Annotated in this window: 20 protein-coding genes and 1 pseudogene; 5 read left to right on the top strand and 16 right to left on the bottom strand. The window is 64.8% G+C overall.

Going from position 1 to position 19,150, the window contains the following annotated elements:
* Nucleotides 1-3: 3 nt before the first annotated feature.
* The 14 genes from O4H32_RS00765 to gshA form a co-directional block, all read right to left on the bottom strand.
* On the bottom strand, nt 4-333 hold the full coding sequence (locus O4H32_RS00765) for a TrbC/VirB2 family protein (protein WP_269355792.1): 330 nt from the start codon (nt 331-333) through the stop codon (nt 4-6).
* A gap of 67 nt (nt 334-400) precedes the next feature.
* Entirely contained in the window at nt 401-1,015 is a 615-nt protein-coding gene (locus tag O4H32_RS00760) for a lytic transglycosylase domain-containing protein (protein ID WP_269355790.1), read from the bottom strand.
* Nucleotides 1,009-1,350 carry a hypothetical protein gene (locus tag O4H32_RS00755; RefSeq protein WP_269355788.1) on the bottom strand — a complete coding sequence of 114 codons (342 nt, stop codon included), beginning with the start codon at nt 1,348-1,350 and terminating at the stop codon, nt 1,009-1,011. Before O4H32_RS00755 ends, O4H32_RS00760 begins: the two co-directional genes overlap by 7 nt.
* Nucleotides 1,351-1,358: 8 nt before the next feature.
* Entirely contained in the window at nt 1,359-2,066 is a 708-nt protein-coding gene (locus O4H32_RS00750) for a TrbM/KikA/MpfK family conjugal transfer protein (RefSeq protein WP_269355786.1), read from the bottom strand.
* 89 nt (nt 2,067-2,155) lie between these two features.
* On the bottom strand, nt 2,156-2,728 hold the full coding sequence (locus O4H32_RS00745; RefSeq protein WP_269355784.1) for a hypothetical protein: 573 nt from the start codon (nt 2,726-2,728) through the stop codon (nt 2,156-2,158).
* A 174-nt stretch (nt 2,729-2,902) separates the two neighbouring features.
* Complete coding sequence (locus tag O4H32_RS00740; RefSeq protein ID WP_269355783.1) at nt 2,903-3,220, bottom strand: plasmid mobilization protein; 318 nt, start codon at nt 3,218-3,220, stop codon at nt 2,903-2,905.
* A 268-nt stretch (nt 3,221-3,488) separates the two neighbouring features.
* The gene (locus tag O4H32_RS00735; protein WP_269355781.1) at nt 3,489-5,303 is read right to left on the bottom strand and encodes a tetratricopeptide repeat protein; all 1,815 of its coding nucleotides are present in this window, start codon (nt 5,301-5,303) and stop codon (nt 3,489-3,491) included.
* Nucleotides 5,304-5,539: 236 nt separating this feature from the next.
* Nucleotides 5,540-6,913 carry an ATP-binding protein gene (locus tag O4H32_RS00730; RefSeq protein ID WP_269355779.1) on the bottom strand — a complete coding sequence of 458 codons (1,374 nt, stop codon included), beginning with the start codon at nt 6,911-6,913 and terminating at the stop codon, nt 5,540-5,542.
* Nucleotides 6,889-7,554, bottom strand: coding sequence for a response regulator transcription factor (locus O4H32_RS00725; protein WP_269355777.1), 666 nt, complete (start codon nt 7,552-7,554; stop codon nt 6,889-6,891). The genes O4H32_RS00730 and O4H32_RS00725 overlap by 25 nt, the downstream gene beginning before the upstream one ends.
* A gap of 22 nt (nt 7,555-7,576) precedes the next feature.
* Nucleotides 7,577-8,422 (bottom strand): COG4705 family protein, encoded by an 846-nt coding sequence (locus tag O4H32_RS00720; RefSeq protein ID WP_269355775.1) that lies wholly within the window; start codon nt 8,420-8,422, stop codon nt 7,577-7,579.
* Nucleotides 8,423-8,490: 68 nt separating this feature from the next.
* A complete protein-coding gene (locus tag O4H32_RS00715) occupies nt 8,491-9,087 on the bottom strand; it encodes an undecaprenyl-diphosphatase (RefSeq protein WP_269355773.1) in 597 nt (198 codons plus the stop codon).
* A gap of 163 nt (nt 9,088-9,250) precedes the next feature.
* On the bottom strand, nt 9,251-9,925 hold the full coding sequence (locus O4H32_RS00710) for a trimeric intracellular cation channel family protein (RefSeq protein ID WP_269355771.1): 675 nt from the start codon (nt 9,923-9,925) through the stop codon (nt 9,251-9,253).
* A 29-nt stretch (nt 9,926-9,954) separates the two neighbouring features.
* On the bottom strand, nt 9,955-11,229 hold the full coding sequence (locus O4H32_RS00705) for a M20 family metallopeptidase (RefSeq protein ID WP_269355769.1): 1,275 nt from the start codon (nt 11,227-11,229) through the stop codon (nt 9,955-9,957).
* Nucleotides 11,230-11,274: 45 nt separating this feature from the next.
* Entirely contained in the window at nt 11,275-12,843 is a 1,569-nt protein-coding gene (gshA, locus tag O4H32_RS00700; protein ID WP_407932599.1) for a glutamate--cysteine ligase, read from the bottom strand.
* A 151-nt stretch (nt 12,844-12,994) separates the two neighbouring features.
* Between gshA and O4H32_RS00695 the strand changes: the two genes are divergently transcribed.
* Nucleotides 12,995-13,540: a hypothetical protein gene (locus O4H32_RS00695; RefSeq protein ID WP_269355765.1), complete on the top strand. Its 546-nt coding sequence runs from the start codon at nt 12,995-12,997 to the stop codon at nt 13,538-13,540.
* A gap of 52 nt (nt 13,541-13,592) precedes the next feature.
* Here O4H32_RS00695 and O4H32_RS00690 read toward each other — a convergent pair.
* A pseudogene (locus tag O4H32_RS00690) lies at nt 13,593-13,703 on the bottom strand (helix-turn-helix domain-containing protein); the annotation flags it as partial.
* Nucleotides 13,704-13,958: 255 nt separating this feature from the next.
* Between O4H32_RS00690 and metX the strand changes: the two are divergent.
* From metX to O4H32_RS00675, 3 genes are read left to right on the top strand one after another with little or no spacing between them, the layout of a single operon-like run.
* On the top strand, nt 13,959-15,209 hold the full coding sequence (gene metX, locus O4H32_RS00685; RefSeq protein WP_269355763.1) for a homoserine O-succinyltransferase MetX: 1,251 nt from the start codon (nt 13,959-13,961) through the stop codon (nt 15,207-15,209).
* Nucleotides 15,206-15,865, top strand: coding sequence for a methionine biosynthesis protein MetW (metW, locus tag O4H32_RS00680; protein ID WP_269355762.1), 660 nt, complete (start codon nt 15,206-15,208; stop codon nt 15,863-15,865). Before metX ends, metW begins: the two co-directional genes overlap by 4 nt.
* Nucleotides 15,862-17,100, top strand: coding sequence for a muropeptide transporter (locus O4H32_RS00675; protein WP_269355760.1), 1,239 nt, complete (start codon nt 15,862-15,864; stop codon nt 17,098-17,100). Before metW ends, O4H32_RS00675 begins: the two co-directional genes overlap by 4 nt.
* Here the strand turns inward: O4H32_RS00675 and O4H32_RS00670 are convergent.
* Nucleotides 17,086-17,958, bottom strand: a complete 873-nt coding sequence (locus O4H32_RS00670; RefSeq protein WP_269355758.1) for an AraC family transcriptional regulator — start codon at nt 17,956-17,958, stop codon at nt 17,086-17,088. The two genes, O4H32_RS00675 and O4H32_RS00670, sit on opposite strands and share 15 nt — an antisense overlap.
* Nucleotides 17,959-18,042: 84 nt before the next feature.
* Between O4H32_RS00670 and O4H32_RS00665 the strand changes: the two genes are divergently transcribed.
* Nucleotides 18,043-19,053: a bile acid:sodium symporter family protein gene (locus tag O4H32_RS00665; RefSeq protein ID WP_269356927.1), complete on the top strand. Its 1,011-nt coding sequence runs from the start codon at nt 18,043-18,045 to the stop codon at nt 19,051-19,053.
* Nucleotides 19,054-19,150 lie beyond the last annotated feature (97 nt).

The raw sequence follows: 19,150 nt of genomic DNA, 5'->3' as shown, positions 1-19,150 counted from the left end.
GGCTCATTTCCAGAGCAGTACCACCAGTTCGCCGACTGACCCGGCGACGACCACGCCGATACCCCAGCGCACTGCATCGTCTTTTCGCATGATTTCCGCAGAGTAGAGGACGGCGATGATGACCCCGATGATCACGGCGGCAATCGGCAGGATGATGTCCAACTGATCTCGCAGGGCTTCCAGCGTCGTTTTTGCCTTCGACAGACCGCCGACCTGTGCAAAGGTGGCCTGGCTCAACCCGGTCATGGCCAGAGTGGCGGCCAAGCGGGCGGGTGCATGACGCGAGGTCAGTGCGGATTGGAGCAGGTTCAGGATGTAGAGAAAAAAGCGCATAGCAATCTCCAGCCTCCGTGCTGAGGCACGGGGCAATAGTTGAAAAACAAGGGGGGTGAAAGCGGTGTCAGGCGGCGGGGGCCGTCTGTTCCTGTGCGGGTGGTGGCTGAGAGAAGCCGTCAGGTATGGGGTTCGAGGAAAACCCATCCGGGGATCCGGTGGGCGGCTGAGGTGGCGGGGCTTCCCCTGCTGTGACGCTGTCATCCCGCAGCGCCGGCACTTGGATGCCGGCGGCGGCGAGGACTCGGCCGACATACCCGTTGTTGAATCCGCGTGCCAGGTCGCCTGTGTTGTAGCAAGACAGCGCGGCGCGTAGAGCCTGCTGGGTGGGCCGGTGAGTTTTCAAGGCGCGGGCATAGCATTCCGACAGCACTGTTTGGGCCGCTGTCAGATTTGCGCAGGGATCGAATACCGTTTCGGCAGTCAGACCCAGCCAGCCCCAATTTCGCACGTTGATCTGCCCCAAGCCCGCATCGAAATTGACACCATCTGCGATCAGGGCGCGGGCGGCTGACACGGCTTTATCCAGTGAGTCTGGTTGGTGTGACAGTCGGTGGGCAGGGTCGTTGACGCCAATCGCGTATTGATTGGCGTTGGATTCATGCCGCACCAGCGCCGAGAGCGTGGCCGGGTGTATGTGCGGGGCGCATGTCAATGCCAGCGCGGCGATGGTGGTCAGCATGCTTGCTTCAGGGCCGCTTCAGCGCGGCGGCCGTTGGTTTCCACCAGATGCTGTGCATCAGCCAGCGCCCGGTCCACGTCGCCTGCCGTCAGATCTTCGCGAATTCGGGAGAGCAGCAGATACGATGTTGCGGGGTTGCTGACGACATCGACCAGGTGGCGCATGATGTCGCGCAGCGCCACGTCGGGGCTGGGGCCGCTGAGGTAAGGGCGCAGATGGTTCAGAAAAGTCCGCAGAGTTTCGGCATCCTTGAGGGCATCCAGAGGGTCGCGCTGGTCGTCCTGTTCCTGGCGCAGAGTGTATTTGTCCAGGGTGGTGATGGGGTTGGTCAGCATGATGGTTCCTATCGTTCGTTGCCGCCGTGGTTATTACCGCTGTAGGAGCGGCGTGGATCGGTCAGTGAGAAGTTCCAGCCGCTGGCCCAGGTGCCGCCATGGTCCGCGTTCCATGCGGCCTGTGCGGCGTCATAGTCTTCCGCCTTCACCCATCGCCCACCCTTGTCGGGAGTGCCGACGTACTTGACGCTCAACTCATAAGTCCATGCATGGTCGTTGTAGGCGACACAGTACGAAGGCAGGGTATTCAGCGTCACCGTCTTGAGTTCGTGAACCTCATAGGACGGTTCGCTGGTACCGGTGTTGGAGTCGTAGCTGTAACCGCGCTGTCGGTACCTGTAGGCGGTCCCCGCGTAGGCGCTGTTCAGATACGCAGGGTCACATTTGCCCGCGCCCTTCGAAATCGCGTCGATCCGCGCCGGCATGCCCTCCGCAGAGTTGCCGGGGCACATGGCGAGAAAAGCGCGGCGGGCATCAACGGTGGCGCCCCAGTCCAGATGGCCATCGTCAAATATCTCGATGCTGAAATATTTCTCCAGGGATGGGTTGCATTCGCCCGGGCGCACGCTGGACGACAGGCACAGCGTGGCTTCGCAGGCCAGACGGACATTACCGGTCAGAAGGTCATCGGCCGGTGAGTCCGCAGCAAACACGGCAGGGGCCAGGGCGCAGGCAAGCGCAGCGGCCCCGGCCCGCATGGTGGGATGGGGGGACATAGGGACTCCGTTGGGGGAAAAGATCAGGGCGCAGAATTGCGCCCTGGGTGCTGCAGAAAGCAGGGCCGAACGGCCTGCCGTTGGTGGTGCTATTCGATAGCCTGCGGTGCCGAGCGATCCGGCAGCGCCGTGGGGCGTTTACTGCGTCCGATCGGTTGCACAATCGGGCCACCGGCGTACCGTTGACCGACTACATCATTGATCCGGGACACGAACTCGTCTCCACGGGCGATGTCGAAGGCGTAGATCTCAGTGTCCTTCGTGTAGCGGTTTGTGATGCGCACCGGATATGCACGGGTCAGCCAGCTGATAAAGCCTGTGCGCGACGTCGCCTCATCGACGTTATGCCAGCGCACGCCAGCCAGCGACCGTTGCCAGGGGAAAAGGCCCTGGTACAACCAGATGCCTTCCTGATTGGCGTACAACCGGATGGTGCGGGTATGCAGCAGAAAGAGGATGACCTTCACCACCGCGACAATGGCGTAGATCACGATGAGCGGAGGAACAATCAGGCAGGGCAGCAGCATGATGCCCCAGTTGATAAATCTGCGAATGCTCAGGATCGGGCTGATGTAGCCGTACCAGGACACCCGGTAAGCATCGTGAAACCCGTCCCGGATGGACGGATCAGTCAGATTTTTTCCGTTCGTTGTGGTGGTCATAGGATCCCCTCCTGGTGCGGTCCTGCGCCTTGCGGATCAGAGCAGCGGCACGCTCAGCCTCCCGCCAAGCAGTATCCCAGATCAGACGGCGCTGGGTAAAGGCCGGGTTGTCGTAGCTTGTGCGGTAATGAGCCTCGTATGCCAGCTGGCATACCGTTGGGATGCCGGGCCTGTTCATGGCATACGCGCCAGAGGCTCGACCCCCAGCATCTGCATTGTGTTTTCGACCTGGGCGCGATGCTCAGGCCTTGCCTGTTGGCGGACAAGTAGAGCGGCTTCAATAGCCCCGGCCCTCGCCTCTTGTAGGCCGTCCAGTTGGTGGACGGCTTGGCGCAGCAGCGCCAGTTCATCGGCCAGCGCATCGGCATGGGTTAGGCGGCGACGGATGTAATCAGAAAATGACAGGCCCGCCAGGGCGGCGGCCTGCTGCAGGCGCATTGCCTGACTGTGGGACACCCGGATGCGGATGACCTCTGACAGGGGTTCAGACATTTGAGAGGCCTCATGGCCAGCGCGGAATACAGGTTCGATTCCTGTCGGGCGCGCCAGTCATGCATGGGTCTGGATACCGGGTCGGGCATATCCCGCTGCCGGGGTGGTCTCGGCCACGACATTGGCGTTTTGCGGTGCGCCGGCCCTTTCGAGTCCGATAGGCGGCGGGTGCGTCCCTATCGAATGGCCTTGCCCCGCTTCCCCGGGCGCCAGGCGAGCGGCCATGCCGCTCGCGGCCTTCTGCTAGAAAATTCAACCCTCCTGAGGACTAGTTTCCGGGGGGATTGGCCGGTGCCAAATAGTTTTCCGCTTCCTCATGCGCTGCAAGCATTCTTTCAAGTGAATTTTCTTCACGTGAAAGCTTCATGGTTGCCGCTCTTCGCAGCAACTCATAGCCATAATCCATGCGAGCCAATGGATGTCCTTTTTCAGCTGCCTCGCGCAACAATCCGAGCGCTTCATTTCGAACCGTTGTGGCGTCTCTGCCATCCGCTCTGGGATTGATGTTTTCTGTCTTATTATTCACTAAGACTTGATAAGCGTATCTGTATTGAGCATGCGTATCTCTCTGTCGAGTGGCCTGGTCATATAAATAACCCATTGCCAAGCGCTTGTTGGCCAATTGTTCTTCAGCGCGACGCTGGGCTAACGGATTGGGTATGGGCTGGCCATTGCGGTCACGAAGCGGGTCGAGTGAAAGCCACATATGCGTATAGGCTTGCCGCGCGTCGGAATTTAATGGCTCAAGTGCGGCAGCCTGGAGGTATTGCTCCGCCTGATCATAATCCGGTAAAGGCAAGCTATCGGGCCAAAGCGAGTTTTCTCCTTGGTAGGTGTTTACCACCAGCATTGCATAGTCATATTGAGCTTGAGGCATGCCCTGCGTGGCGGCCTGGCGTAAAAATTCTACCCCTTCTGCAGCGTCGATCAATGGGTTTTGCAAAAATATCTCATGGACGTATCTGTATTGCGCCTGCGTATCTCTCTGCTGAGTGGCTTGGCCATATAAATAATTCATTGCGAAGCGCTTGTTGTCCGATTGTTCTTCAGCGTGACGCTGGGCTAACGGATTGGGTATGGGCTGGCCATTGCGGTCATGGAGCGGGCCGAGTGAAAGCCACATATGCGCATAGGCTTGCCGCGCTTCGGAATTTGATGATGGCCCAAGTGCGGCAGCCCGGAGGTATTGCTCCGCCTGATCATAATCCGGTAAAGGCAAGCTATCGGGCCAAAGCGAGTTTTCTCCTTGGTAGGTGTTTACCACCAGCATTGCATAGTCATATTGAGCTTGAGGCATGCCCTGCGTGGCGGCCTGGCCTAAAAATCCCACCGCTTCTGCAACGTCGAGATATGGGTCTTGCAGCTTATGCGGCAACGCCGACTCTTCGACGCGACGTGCTAGTTCAAAAGTGAGCTTGGCGTACTCCATCTGAGCGCTTGCGTTGCCATCCTCGGCATAAGGCCGCAAGCAGTGCAAGGCATCTTGCAAATCATTCAGCTGCCGCACAGCATCGCGTTGCAAGATAGGGTTGTGGGTAAATGACCCATTTTCTCCGGCAATCAGGATTGGCGGTTTGCTAAACAGCTCCGCATAACTAATGGCCGCCTGGGCATCGCCATTGGTAGCTGCCCTGCGGAAGAAAATTTCCGCATCTTCGAAACTGGGCCTGACGGAAAAAAAGCCTCTGGCGTTGTTGTAATAGGTGCTTATGACGCGGTTTGCGTATTCGCGTGCCGCTGCGGGGTGGTTTTGTTCGGCCGCGCGTCTCAAATAAGACTCTTCGGGAGATTGAAAGGTATTTCTTAAGTGAGAGTCAAATGCCAGGCCGAACTGGTATTGTGATTCGGCATCGCCTTGGTCAGCCTGATGCCGTAGGGCAATGATGGGATCAAAAACCGCGTTTCCCTGCTGATTATAGAGGTAAGTGGATTCAATCCGCTCTTCCATCGAGTAAGCGGTAGGACATACGGTCGCTTGAGCGGGAGTGGCGCTTAAATCATTGGTGGGAGCGGGTTTGGCAATTCTAGAAGCGTTGCCATAAGCAGAATAGGCGACCGAAGCATTGGAAACCGAGGATATCATTTTTATATAAAACTGAATCGGATATTATAAAAATCCGGTAAAAAGGCAGGGGGTTTGAACTAAGTGATGTGCTGGCCGTGCGGGGTGTGATCTGCCTTTTTTCGCGGAAATCATTTGGGTGAATTGCCATGGCCAGCTTTGGTTTTTGTGGCTTTTTTTTGGCGGTGGTTCCGAAGCATGCCTGGGTTTTTTCTGGCTGTGGCTTGTTACTTTGTTTGAGGCTTGAAGATGTGCCTTCATGAACCCCTGGCCGGGGGTTCGACAGACGGAAGGCGCACGGTGACGCTCAAGCCGGTCTGTCGGGCCAGGTCCGAGAAATCGAGGCGGATTTCCGCACCGATGCGATGGGCGATCGTCTGGACGATGGACAGCCCCAGGCCAGAGCCGATCTGCTCGCTGCCCAGCGTGCGATAGAAGGGATCGAAAACCCGGTCCCGCTCGTCCAATGGAATGCCCGGACCGTTGTCCTGGATGCGCAGTCTGGCCTTCCCGCCCGACACATTCACCGAGAGATCGACCTGCCCGCCCTCTGGCGTGTAGCGGATGGCGTTATCGACCAGGTTTCTGACCACGGCGATCAGGTCCGGCTCGCTCACCCACACTTCGGCGTTCTGCGTGCCCTCGACACCGATGTCGATGTGCTTGGCCTCGGCCAGCGGCATGAGGTCTTCCAGCACGCGGCGATAGATGTCCTGTACCGAGACCGGCGACTGGGGCACGCCAGTGGCCGACTGCGCCTTGGCCAACGTCAACAGTTGATCCAGCAGGCTCCGGCCGCGCTCGATGCCTTGACTCAGCGCCGTCAGCCGTTCGCGTGCCAGAACGGACATTTCCGCGGCCGCCAGCCGCTCCGCCTGCAGCGATAGGGCGGTCAGCGGCGAGCGCAGTTCGTGCGCGGCATCCGCCACAAAGCGGCGCTGGGCATCCATCGACTGACCGACACGGGTAAGCAGGCGATTGATCGCCACGGCGAAGGGGCGAACCTCGGCCGGAAGGTGGCGGTCGTCGACAGGATGCAGCTCCTGCTCCGCCCGTTGATCGATTTCCCTGGAGAGCGCGGCAATGGGCCGGAACATCTTGCGTACCAGGTCGGCGACGATCAACAGCAGCACCGGCACGAGGATCAGGAAAGGCATCACCGTGCGCAGCGCCCCGTCGCGGGCGATTTCATTGCGGAAACCAGACTCTTGAGCCACGGCGATGCGCTCACCTGCCGCGGTGGTCTTGACCAGCACGCGGAAGGTCTCGCTGCCGACTTCCAGCGTGTGCAGTCCGTCGGACAATGTCGCCGGAAGCGGCAGCATGCCTCCCGCATCCACGCCTGCCGTGGAGGGGCCGGCCTCTCCCAGGCGCTGGACGATCACGCGCGCTTCCTCATCGGCATCCTTGAGACGGGGGCCGATGCCCGGCGCGGGCGGCGACAGGTGCTGGCGGTCCATGAGATGCGCGACCTGGCGCAACACTTCGTCCTGCAGCTCGTGGGCCTCGTCCAGGGCGGACAGGAACGAGAAAACACCCGCTACGATCGCCACCACGAGAATGGCCAGCGACAGGGTGAAGGACAGCTTGAGCTGAACCGACGCGTTCAAGCGGGTTTTGAAACCATCCATCCGATCCCCCTGACGTTTTTGATGGCCTCGCTGCCCAGCTTGCGACGCAGCGCATGGATCAGATATTCGACGGCATTGCTTTCCACTTCTTCTCCCCAGCCGTAGATGCGATCCTCCAGATCGCTGCGCGAGAGAATCGCCCCGGGGCGTATCAGCAGGGCCTGCAGCAGGGCGAACTCGCGGCTGGACAGTCGCTGCGGGGCGCCGCCATGGACGCGTGCCTCTTTGGTGGCCGGATCGAGCGACACCACGCCGTTGCCGAGCACCGGTGCCGCCGCGCCGGCCTTGCGCCGCAGAACGGCGCGCATCCGGGCCAGCAGCTCCGCCATCTGAAACGGCTTGGACACATAGTCGTCGGCCCCGCCGTCAAGGCCGCGCAGGCGATCATCCAGGCCGTCGCGCGCCGTGATGATGAGCAGGGGGATCGGGTCGCCTCTGGCGCGCAGGCTGGCCAGCACCTCCAGTCCATCCTTGCCGGGCAGGCCCAGGTCCAGCAGCACCAGATCGTAGTGCTGGCAGCCCAGCGTCGTGAGCGCCGTCTGTCCGTCCTTCACCCAATCGGCGGCATAGGACGCATCCCTCAGCGCGCCTTGGATCGCATCGCCGATCATGGGATCGTCCTCAACCAGCAAGACCCGCATCCCCCCTCCGTTCAGTCATGGTTCAATGTGCCGTCCGGCTGACCGCCGCTTGGCCAGCGGGGTGGCGGTCGTCATGAACGCCAGCCACCAGCGTACCCGATTCCGAGCGGCTTCCATGACTACCGATCTGGGCGGATGCCACCAACATCACGATCACGGCAAGAAACAGGGCGCTGGTCCACATGGCCCCCAGGCCAAGGCCGCCATCGGCCTTGGCCTGGGTCAGAAAATCGCCGAGCGCGGCGCCGAAGGGGCGGGTCAGGATGTAGGCGATCCAGAAGGTCAGGACCGCGTTGCCACCCATGCGCCAGGCGGCATAGGTGACGCCGATCAGCGCGCCGAATGCCACCGCTCCCCAGGTAAAGCCCAGGCCCAATGCCTCGGTCGCCAGATCGCCTGCGGCCGTGCCCAGCGCAAACGTGCAGAGGATGGCGGCCCAATAGAACAGTTCGCGCCTGCGTGTCACGATGTCGTGGATGGACAGCGTGCGCTCGACCCGATGCCAGACAAAGAAAATCGCGGCGAGTACCGCGGCGAACGCGGCGGTGCTGAGGTACAGGCTGACGCCGAGGCCATCGGTCAGCAGGTCGGTGATCTGCGTGCCGACCACGCTGACCAGGACCACCGTCAGCCAGTAAGTCCAGGGGGTATAGCGGCGGGTACGCAACTGCATGAACAAGGCGGCCGCCAACAGAGCCGCCATGATGGTTCGTGTCACGCCTTGGCCCAAGCCGGCGTTGACCGCCAGAAAATCGGCTCCCGTTTCGCCCACCGTGGTGGACATGATCTTGATGATCCAGAATGAAAGCGCGACTTCCGGGACTTTGTTGAGCCAGCCTGTGGAGCCGCCCGCGGGCAATTGGTTCATGATGTTCTCCTGACGAAGTGAAATGGCCGGCCTCAGTCTGGCTGGTCGGACTTAGCCCGCCCATAGGGTTACGCGCGGACCCATCCGAGCGCGATCAACTTGCCGAAAAGTCGATGATGAATGGCGGCGGCGAGCTGGTAACCTGGCTCCAGGTACCAGCGGACCGCACGCAACGCAAGCCAGGCGCCGACTGCGGCGACCGCGATTGCCCCGAGCATGTCGAACGGGAAGTGCACGCCAAGATAGATGCGCGCCCAGGCGATGGGAACGCCCGCCAAGGCCAGCCCGATGCCTCCGCCGCGTTGTCCTCGCTGGAACAGGAGACTGAACGCAACGGCCCACCACAGCGTCAGGTGATCGCTTGGGAATGACGAGTCGGCGGCATGGGGGATGAGTGTGTGCCCCAGGCCGATCATGAAAGGCCGGGGGTGCGACCAGGCCAGACCGATGGCTTGGTTGATCAGGAGGCCCAGTACTCCCGCCGCGGTGGCGACGAGCATGGCCTTGCGGGTGCCTTCGTGGCCACGCAGCCAGCCGATACTGATCGCGAGCGGCACCGCCCAGATGAGATGCTTGGCAAAGAAAATGGCCAGGGCCAGCACCCAGGCGTTGGGATGCTTGGGCGCGTTGAGCCAGAGAAACAGTGTGTGGTTGAGTGATTCCATGAGGTCTCCGGACAGGATCGCCGCACAAGGGTCGATCCGGCCATGCTGGCGAAGCGTGCAAGGATTTGCACAGCGTGGAGACTACGCAGGAAGACTTAGCTCGCACTGAGCCGGGTCCTCGTCATGGGGGGGCGTGCACAACTTGGTTGTGCTGTATTTCCCGTCAGATATCCCGATCCTTGTCCTTCTCCGCATCCGGCGCCGCGCGTCCCCGCGCGGACAGGTGCGCGATGGGCAGGTGCCAGCCGTGGCGGATCGCCATGTAGCGCAAGCCGATGCACAGCGCGCCACCGGCCAGGGCCGGGATTGCATACCCGAACCCCAGTACGCGGCCGATCACGACGATCGACGCGCAGGCCAGCGCCGCGACGGCATACAGGTCGGATCGCAGCACTTGCGGGATTTCCGTCAGCAACACGTCGCGCATCATGCCGCCGCCGATCCCGGTGACCATGCCCAGCAGTGCGGCCATGACGGGGTCGAGTCCGAAGGCAAGCGCTTTTTCCGTGCCGGCCACCGCGAAGAACGCCAGGCCCACCGCGTCGAACATCAGGACGGGCGCGCGCAGACGATCCACACCGGCGTAAAAGACGAACGTGATCAGCCCGGCCAGCACGGACGCCAGCAGATAGTGCCCGGTGGCCAGGGCGGCCGGCGGCACGGCGCCGATCAGCACGTCGCGCGTGATGCCCCCCGCGTTGCCGGCGACGAAGGACAGGACGAGGATGCCGAACAGGTCCAGTCGCCGGTTGACGGCGGCGACCGCCCCGCTGATCGCGAACACGAAGGTGCCGCCCAGGTCCAGGACCTGCACGAAGGTCTGGGTGGTGAGCATCATGGACTCCCGGACCAGGGCGGGGCGGCCGCTCAGGCCGCGCCGAGCCAGGCCAGCGCGCCGACGACCATGGCTTCGACGCCGGTTTCCAGCGTCGGGTGCAGGACCGGCGCGAATTTCGGGCTGTGGTTGACGGGCAGGTCATTGAGCTTGCCCGCCGCCCTGGCCTCGGCGTGGACCGCCGGATCGGTGCCGCCCACGAACCAGAAGACCGACGGCACCTGCCAGGCGGTGCCGAAACAGCCGAAGTCCTCGCTGGCCGGCGCCGGCCCGGTGTGCCGGACCCGGTCGGCGGAAAAATGCTTGCGGAACGCCTCGGCGATGCGGTTGCTGGCGGTCTCGTCGTTGATGTTCAGGGGGTAGCGGTCCAGCGGCGTGATTTCCGGCTTGCGCGGTGCGCCCGAAGCCTCGGCTTCCGCATTGACGATCCGCTCGATGGCCGCCAGTACGTGCTGGCGCACGCCCGCGTCGAAAGTCCGCACGTTGAGCTTGATGATCGCCTCGTCGGGAATGACGTTTTCCTTGGTGCCGGCCTGCAGCACGCCGACCGTGAGCACCGCCGCGTCGGTGGCGGCGACCTCGCGTGAAACGACCGTCTGCAGGCGTAGCACGATAGAGGCCGCCATGACCACGGGGTCGATGCTGGCCTGCGGCATCGAGCCGTGCGCGCCGCGTCCGAACAGGCGGATCTGCAGGCTGTCGGCGGCGGAAGTGATCGGCCCGGCGCTGCCGGCGACGGTGCCGGCGGGCCCCACCATGACATGCTGGCCGAGCACGATGTCGGGCGCGGGAAAACGCTGCAACAGTCCGTCCTCGAGCATGGCCCGGGCGCCCTGCGCGGTTTCCTCGCCGGGCTGGAAGACGATCATCAGGGTGCCTTGCCAGGCCTCGCGCGTCCGCGCCAGCAGGGTGGCGGCCCCGGCCAGCCAGGCCACGTGCATGTCGTGGCCGCACATGTGGCTCACCGGGACCGCGCGGCCCTCGGCGTCCGTTCCCGTCGCGGTGCTCGCATAGTCCAGGCCCGTGTCTTCGGCGATCGGCAGGGCGTCCATGTCGGCGCGCAGCATGACCGTCGGCCCTTCGCCGTTGCGCAGCAGCCCGACCACGCCTGTTCCGCCCACGCCGGTCGTGACCTCGTAGCCGGCCTGTCGCAGCCGTTCGGCGGCCAGGCCCGCCGTCCTCGTTTCCCGCATCGAGAGTTCGGGGTGGGCGTGCAGGTCCTTGTACAGGGTTTCGATGTCCGGCAGCAGCGCGGCCAGATGCGTCAGGACGGCGGTGGCGCCGCGCGCGGGAGCGGGTTGGGTCATGATGGTCTCCTGCCCGGTCGCCGATGGCGGCCTCAGGGTTTCATTCTATGCCGGTCCCAGCGCGTCGTGGAAGCGCGCCACGTAGTCCTCGAAGGAAATCGTGTCGGCGGCCTCGATGGCGGCCTGGTCGGCGATGGATGAACGAGCCGCCGCGTCATAGGCCGCCAGCGTGTCGGCCGGCAGGCCGCGCGCGCGCAGGAAATCCCAGTGGGCCTGGCTTTGGGCCAGGGTCCAGTCGTGGAATTCATGACCGCCGTCGCGCAAGGCCGCCAGCAGCCGGGCCGAGGGCGTGTCGTCCGGGTCGTGGGCCTTGGCGCGCTGCCGGTCCAGGGCGTCGGCGTGGCCACCGTCGCCGGCATGCTCGTCCAGCAGCCGGGCATAGGGCTCGATCCGGTCCAGGGCCTCCTCGGCCCAGTCCCGCAGGTCGATGGCCCGGCCTTCGCGCCGCAGTTGCAGGCCGGGTCGGCGGCCTTCGCGGGCGACCAGGGAGAAATTGTCCTGGCTTTCCTGGCAGAAGCCGGGCGGGGGAAAGAGCGGGCTTTCCTCGACCGCGCAGTACAGCAGGAAGGCGTCCAGGAACCGGCTGGTCTCGATCGCGATGCCGGCGGGCGCCCACGGGTCGATGTCCATGCAGCGGACCTCGATGTACTGGATGCCGCGCTGGCGCAGTACGGTGTTGGGCCGCTCGCAGCGGCCCGTGGTCTGCTTGGGCCGGATGCTGGAATAGTATTCGTTCTCGATCTGCAGGATGCTGGTGTTCAACTGGATGCGCCGGCCGTCGCGGTGGGTGCCGATGGCCTCGTAGGCGGGCCATGGCGTGGTGACGGCGCGGTGGATGCGGGTGGTGAAGGTGTCCAGGTCGTTGTAACAGAGCTGCAGGTCGGACTGGATCGGGCTCTTGTAGCCCAGGTCGCTCATGCGCAGGCTGGTGGCCCAGGGCAGACAGTAGGTGTCCGGGCTGAGCCGGGTGAGGCTGGCCTCGAAACCGGCATGTTGCAGAAAGCTGCGGGACACGGCGGGCGAGGCGCCGAACAAGTACATCAGCAGCCAGGCGTGGCGCGTGAAATTGCGGATCAGGGCCATGTAGCCGGTGTTGCGCCGGTCCTGCGGCGTGTCGCCGTCGGCCAACCGGTCCCAGACGGCCTCGGGCAGCGAGAAGTTGTAGTGCACGCCCGCGATGCATTGCATGACCTTGCCGTAGCGCCAGGCCAGGCCCAGGCGGTAGACGTGCTTGAGCATGCCGGTGTTGGATGTGCCGTACCAGGCGACGGGGATGTCGGCCTCCGGCGGCAGGTGCGCCGGCATGGACTGGTTCCAGATCGGTTCGCCGGGATTGCGCAGGGCGACGAAACTGTGGATGTCGGTCAGTTCGCCGATCAGCGACCCCGCGTCGGGCAGGGGGCGGGTGATGAGTTCCAGCAGGGATTCGGAATAGTCGGTGGTGATGCGCGCATTGGTCAGCGCCGATCCCAGGGCGGCCGGGTGCGGGGTCATGGCCAGATTGCCCGACACGTCCACCCGCAGGCCCTCTTTTTCGATCCCGCGCCGGATGGCGCGCAACAGTTCTGGTTGCGCCGCCAGATGGGCGCGCCGTTCCGAGGCCAGGCTCATGATGAATGGGTACCGGGTTGGTCTGAATAAAAGGGGATTTTAGCTGCATCGCCGCCCCGGATCGCGCGCGCGGATCGGGGATCGGGGCCGTACAATGCGGCCGACGGGCGTCGCGGGCGGGCCGCGCGCGATCGGGACACGTTCGGAGGATGACATGCTCAGGATGCTGGCGATCGGTGGGTGCGCGGTGCTGATGGCCGCTTGTTCGCCGACCTTCGATTGGCGGCCGGTGGCCTTCGGCCAGGCCGGCGCGGCGGGCGTGTTGCCGGATACGCCTCAGGCGCAGACCCGTCCGGTGCCGTTCGAGGACCGGACGCTGAACCTGACGATGCGCTCGGCGCGGGCCGGCGGCGTGCTGTTCGCACTGGGGGCGGCGGAACTGCCGCCCGGCTGGGCCGACGACGCGGCGGTCCGTCGGCGCCTGGCCCGCTGGGCGGTCGATGCCCTGTATCGCAACGCGGGGGCCGAACCGCCCGGCCCGGAAGCCGATCCACAACAGCGGTTCTCCTTCGAGGGCCGTGGTCCGCGAGGTCCGGTGCGGGTCGAGGCGCAGGTCAGGGTGACGGCGACCGAATGGCTGGAGGCCGTGGTGATTGCCGCACCCGACGACCATGCGCACGCGCCGGTGGGTGATTTCTGGCTGTCGCTGCGCTGGCCTGGCGGGGAGGGGACAGCAGCGCCTGGCTCATCGCCGCAGTGATGGCGGCCTGGCGCGTGCGCACGTCCAGTTTGTCGCAGAGGTTGGCGATATGAAAATTGGCAGTCCGTTCGCTGATGCCCAGGATGCACCCGATCTCCCAGCTGGTCTTGCCCTGTGCCGCCCAATACAGGCAGTCGTGTTCCCGTTCTGTCAGCAACTTCATGTGGCGCGTCCCTCCTCCCACGGATCCAGTCATGTCTTGCCGCACACTAACGTGAGCAAATGTATCATCGCCCCTCGGTTGCCCGGGCGAGGAATCCGGAAAACATTGATATGACTTAATTCGAGGTCGCGATGCCGGCACATCCGGGGCGGCTTGCCCGCGTCACAAGACGCGGTGATAGAATGAAAAAACGAATTCGCGCCGATTTGCCTGATCCGCTTGCGGGCGCTCCATAAATCCAGCTAAAGAGGTCTCATGACCAAGACCGCCGTTCCTTTCGCGCCCGCCACCGGGCCAACCGCCTCCGCCATCGATCCGCGCCCCGTGCCGGAAGGCAGCGTCGGTTTCGTCTCCCCCGAATTCCTGCATTTCTCCGAACCCCTGACCTTGTCCAGTGGCCAGGTGCTGCCATCCTATACCCTGGCGGTGGAGACCTATGGCCGTCTGAACGCCGCGCGCAGCAACGCGGTGCTGATCTGCCATGCGCTGAACGCCTCCCACCACGTCGCCGGCATGGACGCCGAACGGCCGGACCAGATCGGCTGGTGGGACAATATGGTCGGTCCCGGCAAGGCCCTGGACACCGACCGCTTCTTCGTCATCGGCGTCAACAACCTGGGGTCGTGCTTCGGTTCCACGGGACCGGCCACGATCAACCCCGCCACCGGCCGGCCCTGGGGGGCCGCGTTTCCCCTGCTCACCGTGGAGGACTGGGTGCATGCCCAGGCGCGCGTCGCCGACCATTTCGGCATCGGGCGCTTCGCTGCCGTGATGGGCGGATCGCTGGGCGGCATGCAGGCGCTCAGTTGGGCGATCACCTGCCCGGACCGCGTGGGCGACTGCATCGTGGTCGCCAGCACGGCGCGCCTGTCGGCGCAGAACATCGCGTTCAACGAGGTCGCACGCCGCGCCATCCTGACCGACCCCGACTTCCACGGCGGGGATTACCACGCCCACGGCGTGGTGCCGGCCAACGGCCTTTCCGTGGCACGCATGGTGGGCCACATCACTTATCAGTCCGACGAGGTCATGGCCTCCAAGTTCGGGCGCGCGCAGCGCGCGCCCGGGCCCACGGGCGACTACCGCTACAACTACGACGTCGAATTCGAGGTCGAGTCCTATCTGCGCCACCAGGGGGAAAAATTCTCCCGCTACTTCGATGCCAACACCTATCTGCTGCTGACCCGGGCGCTGGATTATTTCGATCCCGCGCGCGCGCACGGCGGTGATCTGGCCCGCGCCCTGGCGGCGGCGCAGGCGCGCTTCCTGCTGGTGTCCTTCACCACCGACTGGCGCTTCGCGCCCGAACATTCGCGCGAGATCGTCCGCGCCCTGCTGAAAAACCAGCGCGAGGTCACCTACGCGGAAATCGACGCGCCGCATGGCCACGACGCCTTCCTGCTGGGGGACCGGCGCTATCATGCGGTGGTGCAGGGCTATTACGATGACATTGCCGCCCGCCTGGGCCTGGGCGAACGCCGCCGTGTCGCGGGGGTGCTGGCATGACGGCGATCCAGGACGCGGCGACATCGGCGCCGGACACGGTGGCGGCACAGGGCGACCCATTGCTGCGGATCGACCTGCTGCGGATCGCGGAATGGATCGAGCCGGGCAGCCGGGTGCTGGACCTGGGTTGCGGCGATGGCCGGTTGCTGGACTACCTGCGGCGCACCCGCCAGGTGCGCGGAGCCGGTGTCGAACTCGACGACGAGCGCATGATCGCGGCGGTGCGGCGCGGCGTGCGCGTGATCCAGCAGAACCTGGAAGAAGGCCTCGCACTGTTCGACGATAAGCAGTTCGACACCGTGGTGCTGTCCCAGACCCTGCAGTCCATGCACCATACGGAACACATCCTGCGGGAAATGGCACGGGTGGCGCGCTACGGCATCGTGTCCTTTCCGAATTTCGGCTATTGGCCGCACGGCTGGTCGATCCTGCGCGGACGCATGCCGGTCAACGACCAGATGCCCTATCAATGGTACGACACGCCCAACATCCACCTGTGTACCCTGCGCGATTTCCAGGATCTGGCGGCGCGGTTGGGATTGCGGGTCACGCATCTGGCCGCGTTCTGCGGCAACCGGGAAGTCCACTGGCTGCGCGGCTGGCGCAGCCAGCTGGCGGTCTACCGCTTTGAATCGCCCGGGAGTGTCCGCGCATGACGCAAGGCTGGCGGGTCTATGGCGGCCGGCGCGTGGCGCCGCTGCTGTTTCTGGGTTTTGCCAGCGGCCTGCCGCTGGCGCTGACGTCCGGCACGCTGCAGGCCTGGGCCACGGTGTCCCAGGTCTCGCTGCAGAGCATCGGTTTCCTGACGCTGGCGGGCACGGCCTACACGCTGAAATTCCTCTGGGCGCCGCTGGTGGACCGCTACGCCCCCCCCTGGCTGGGGCGGCGGCGCGGCTGGGTCTTTCTGGCGCAATGGCTGCTGGCGGCTTCGATCGCCGCCATGGGCCTGTTCGATCCGGGATCGGAATTACGGGTTCTGGCCTTGCTGGCGGTCTGGGTCGCATTCCTGTCGGCCACCCAGGACATTGCGTTCGATGCCTATAGCACCGATGTGCTGCGCCAGGACGAGCGCGCCGCGGGCGCGGCGCTGAAGGTCATGGGCTACCGGCTGGCGATGGTGGTGTCAGGCGGCCTGGCGCTGATCCTGGCCGACCAGTGGCTGGGCTGGGGGGCCATGTACATCCTCATGGGCGGGCTGATGGCGCTGGCATCGCTGGCGACGTTGTGGGCGCCGGAACCGGAGCGCGCCGCGCGGCCGCCGCGCACCTTGCGCGAGGCCGTGGCCGAGCCGCTGAAGGAATTCTTCGGCCGCCGGGGGGCCTGGGCCATCCTGCTGCTCATCGTCCTGTACAAGCTGGGCGACGCGTTCGCGGGCGCGCTGTCCACCACCTTCCTGATCCGGGGGGCCGGCTTCGACGTCACCGAGGTCGGCATGGTCAACAAGGTCTTCGGCCTGGTGGCCACCATCGTCGGCGCGCTGGCGGGCGGCGCGCTGATGACGCGCCTGGGGCTGTATCGCGCCCTGATGGCCTTTGGTCTGCTGCAGGCGTTCTCGAACCTGGGCTACTGGATGCTGGCCGTCACCCCGCCGCACCTGTACTCCATGGCGCTGGTCGTGGCGGTGGAAAATCTGTGCGGCGGCCTGGGTACGGCGGCCTTCGTGGCGCTGCTGATGGCCCTGTGCCGGGCGGAATTTTCCGCAACGCAGTTCGCGCTGCTGTCGGCGCTGTCCGCCGTGGGGCGGACCTATCTGGCCGGGCCGTTGACGCCGGTGCTGGTCGCCGGTTTCGGCTGGCCGGTCTTCTTCGTCCTGACCGTGGCGATCGCCTTGCCGGGACTCGGTCTGCTGTGGTGGATGCGCGGTAGGATCCGGGCGCTAGAGAACCTCTGAATGAGTGCCCGTGGCGAACGCCCTGGGCGTGACGCCGGTGTGTGCGCGGAAAGCCGCGATGAAGGATGACAGGCTGTCGTAGCCGCAGGCCAGGGCCACGTCGGTGATGCGGTCGCCGCGTTCCAGCAGCGGCAGGGCATGCACCAGCCGGGCGCGCTGGCGCCACAGGCGGAATCCCAGGCCCGTCTGCCGCTGGAACAGCCGCGTCAACGTCTTGTCCGAGAGGCCCAGGCGACGGCTGAAAGCGCCCAGGTCCGGCGCGCTGTCGGGGTGGTTCTGCAATTGCCGGCACACCGACTGCAGGCGCGGGTCGGTGGGCCAGGGCAGGATCAGCCCGGCATCGGGGCTGACAGCCAGTTGATCGGCCAGCACCCGGGCCAGGCGCCCGTCCGGGCCATCGACGTCGTATTCGATGGGCAGGGTGCTGAAGCGCCGGATCAGTTCGTGCAGCAGCGGGCTGACGGCCAGCACCCGGCAGACGGGCCAGTCCAGCCCCAGGGCCTCGGCATCCAGGTACAGGCTGCGGATGACGGCATGGGTCGATTGCCGCGCCACTTGATGCGCCACCCCGGCCGGGATCCAGACCGCCCGCTGCGCCAGTGCGACGAAGCGGGCGTCCGGTGTCCAGACCTGCAGGTAGCCTTGGGTGGCGTAGGACAGTTGAGCCCAGGCGTGCTTGTGGTGCCGGGGGATCAGGATGTTCGACTGGCTGTCGATGTGCCCATAGACGGGGCGGGGCAGGTGTCGAAGCCCGCCGCGTCTGCCGGGGACGGCTGCGGCGCCGGTGCCCTGGCCGGGTCGTCCGGTTCGCGCAGGGCTTGAGAACGCGCTTTGAGTGTCCGTTCGCGAATGTTTCATAGCTGTTTACCGCCAAACATGGCTTCCAGCCCAGTTTAACCTTCTCTTCGAGAGCCCCGGACCGCCGGAGCACCCACTGCCATGATGTCGAAATTACGTCTGCTGTTCGATCGTTTCACCCTGATCCTGATTGCGGTCGTCACGGCCGCCACGGTCTTGCCCGCACACGGTCAGGGCGCGGTGTTCTTCGAATGGCTCACGGCCGCGGCCATTGCGTTGCTGTTCTTCCTGCATGGGGCCAAGCTTTCCCGCGAGGCCATCATCGCAGGCGCCACGCACTGGCGGCTGCATGGGGTGATCTTCACCTGGACATTCGTGATTTTCCCCATCCTGGGGTGGGTGCTTCGGCCGGTTCTTCTGCCCTTGCTGGGCGAACCGCTCTACGTGGGCATCGTCTACCTGACGGTACTGCCCGGCACGGTCCAGTCGGCCATCGCCTTCACCTCGATCGCGCGCGGCAACGTGCCCGCCGCCGTCTGCGCCGCTTCGGCTTCCAGCATCGTCGGCATCGTCGTCACGCCCCTGCTGCTGCAATGGATGCTGGGCGCGGATACGTCCGCCCTGGGCGGCAGCTCGCTGCTGCAGGCCATCGGCCGCATCAGCGTGCAGATTTTCCTGCCTTTCGTCGCCGGCCACCTGATGCGCCCGGTGATCGGTCGCTGGATGGACGGCCACCGCAAACTCGTCACCAACGTGGACCAGAGCTCGATCCTGCTGGTGGTCTATACGGCGTTCAGCGAGTCGGTGATCGGCGGGCTGTGGCAGACGGTGGATACGGCTTCGCTGGCCTGGCTGGTGGTGGCGTGCAGCGCGCTGCTGGCGCTGGTGCTGGCGCTGAATACCTGGTCGGCGCGCCGCATGGGCTTCAACCGCGCCGACGAAATCACGATCGTGTTCTGCGGCTCGAAGAAAAGCATGGCCACGGGCGTGCCGATGGCCGGGGTGCTGTTCAGCGCGGGCGCCATCGGCCCGGTGCTGTTGCCGTTGATGATTTTTCACCAGATCCAGTTGATGGTGTGCGCGGTGCTGGCGCAGCACTATCTGCGGGCGGGACAGCAGGAAAAGCGTGCGCCCGGTCCGCGCGCGGCGGCTTGATCAGGGGGCCTCTGTCCGGCCCCGCAAGCATCTGAATCGCGATCTGCCGCTGAAAAACCCCGTTGATTCTGCACCAGGCGAATGGCGCGCTATTTCA

The sequence above is a fragment of the Castellaniella denitrificans genome (assembly GCF_027214045.1).
GTDB lineage: Bacteria > Pseudomonadota > Gammaproteobacteria > Burkholderiales > Burkholderiaceae_B > Castellaniella > Castellaniella denitrificans_A.
Note: the sequence above shows the minus strand (reverse complement) of the source record. Positions and strands in the feature narration are given on the sequence as shown.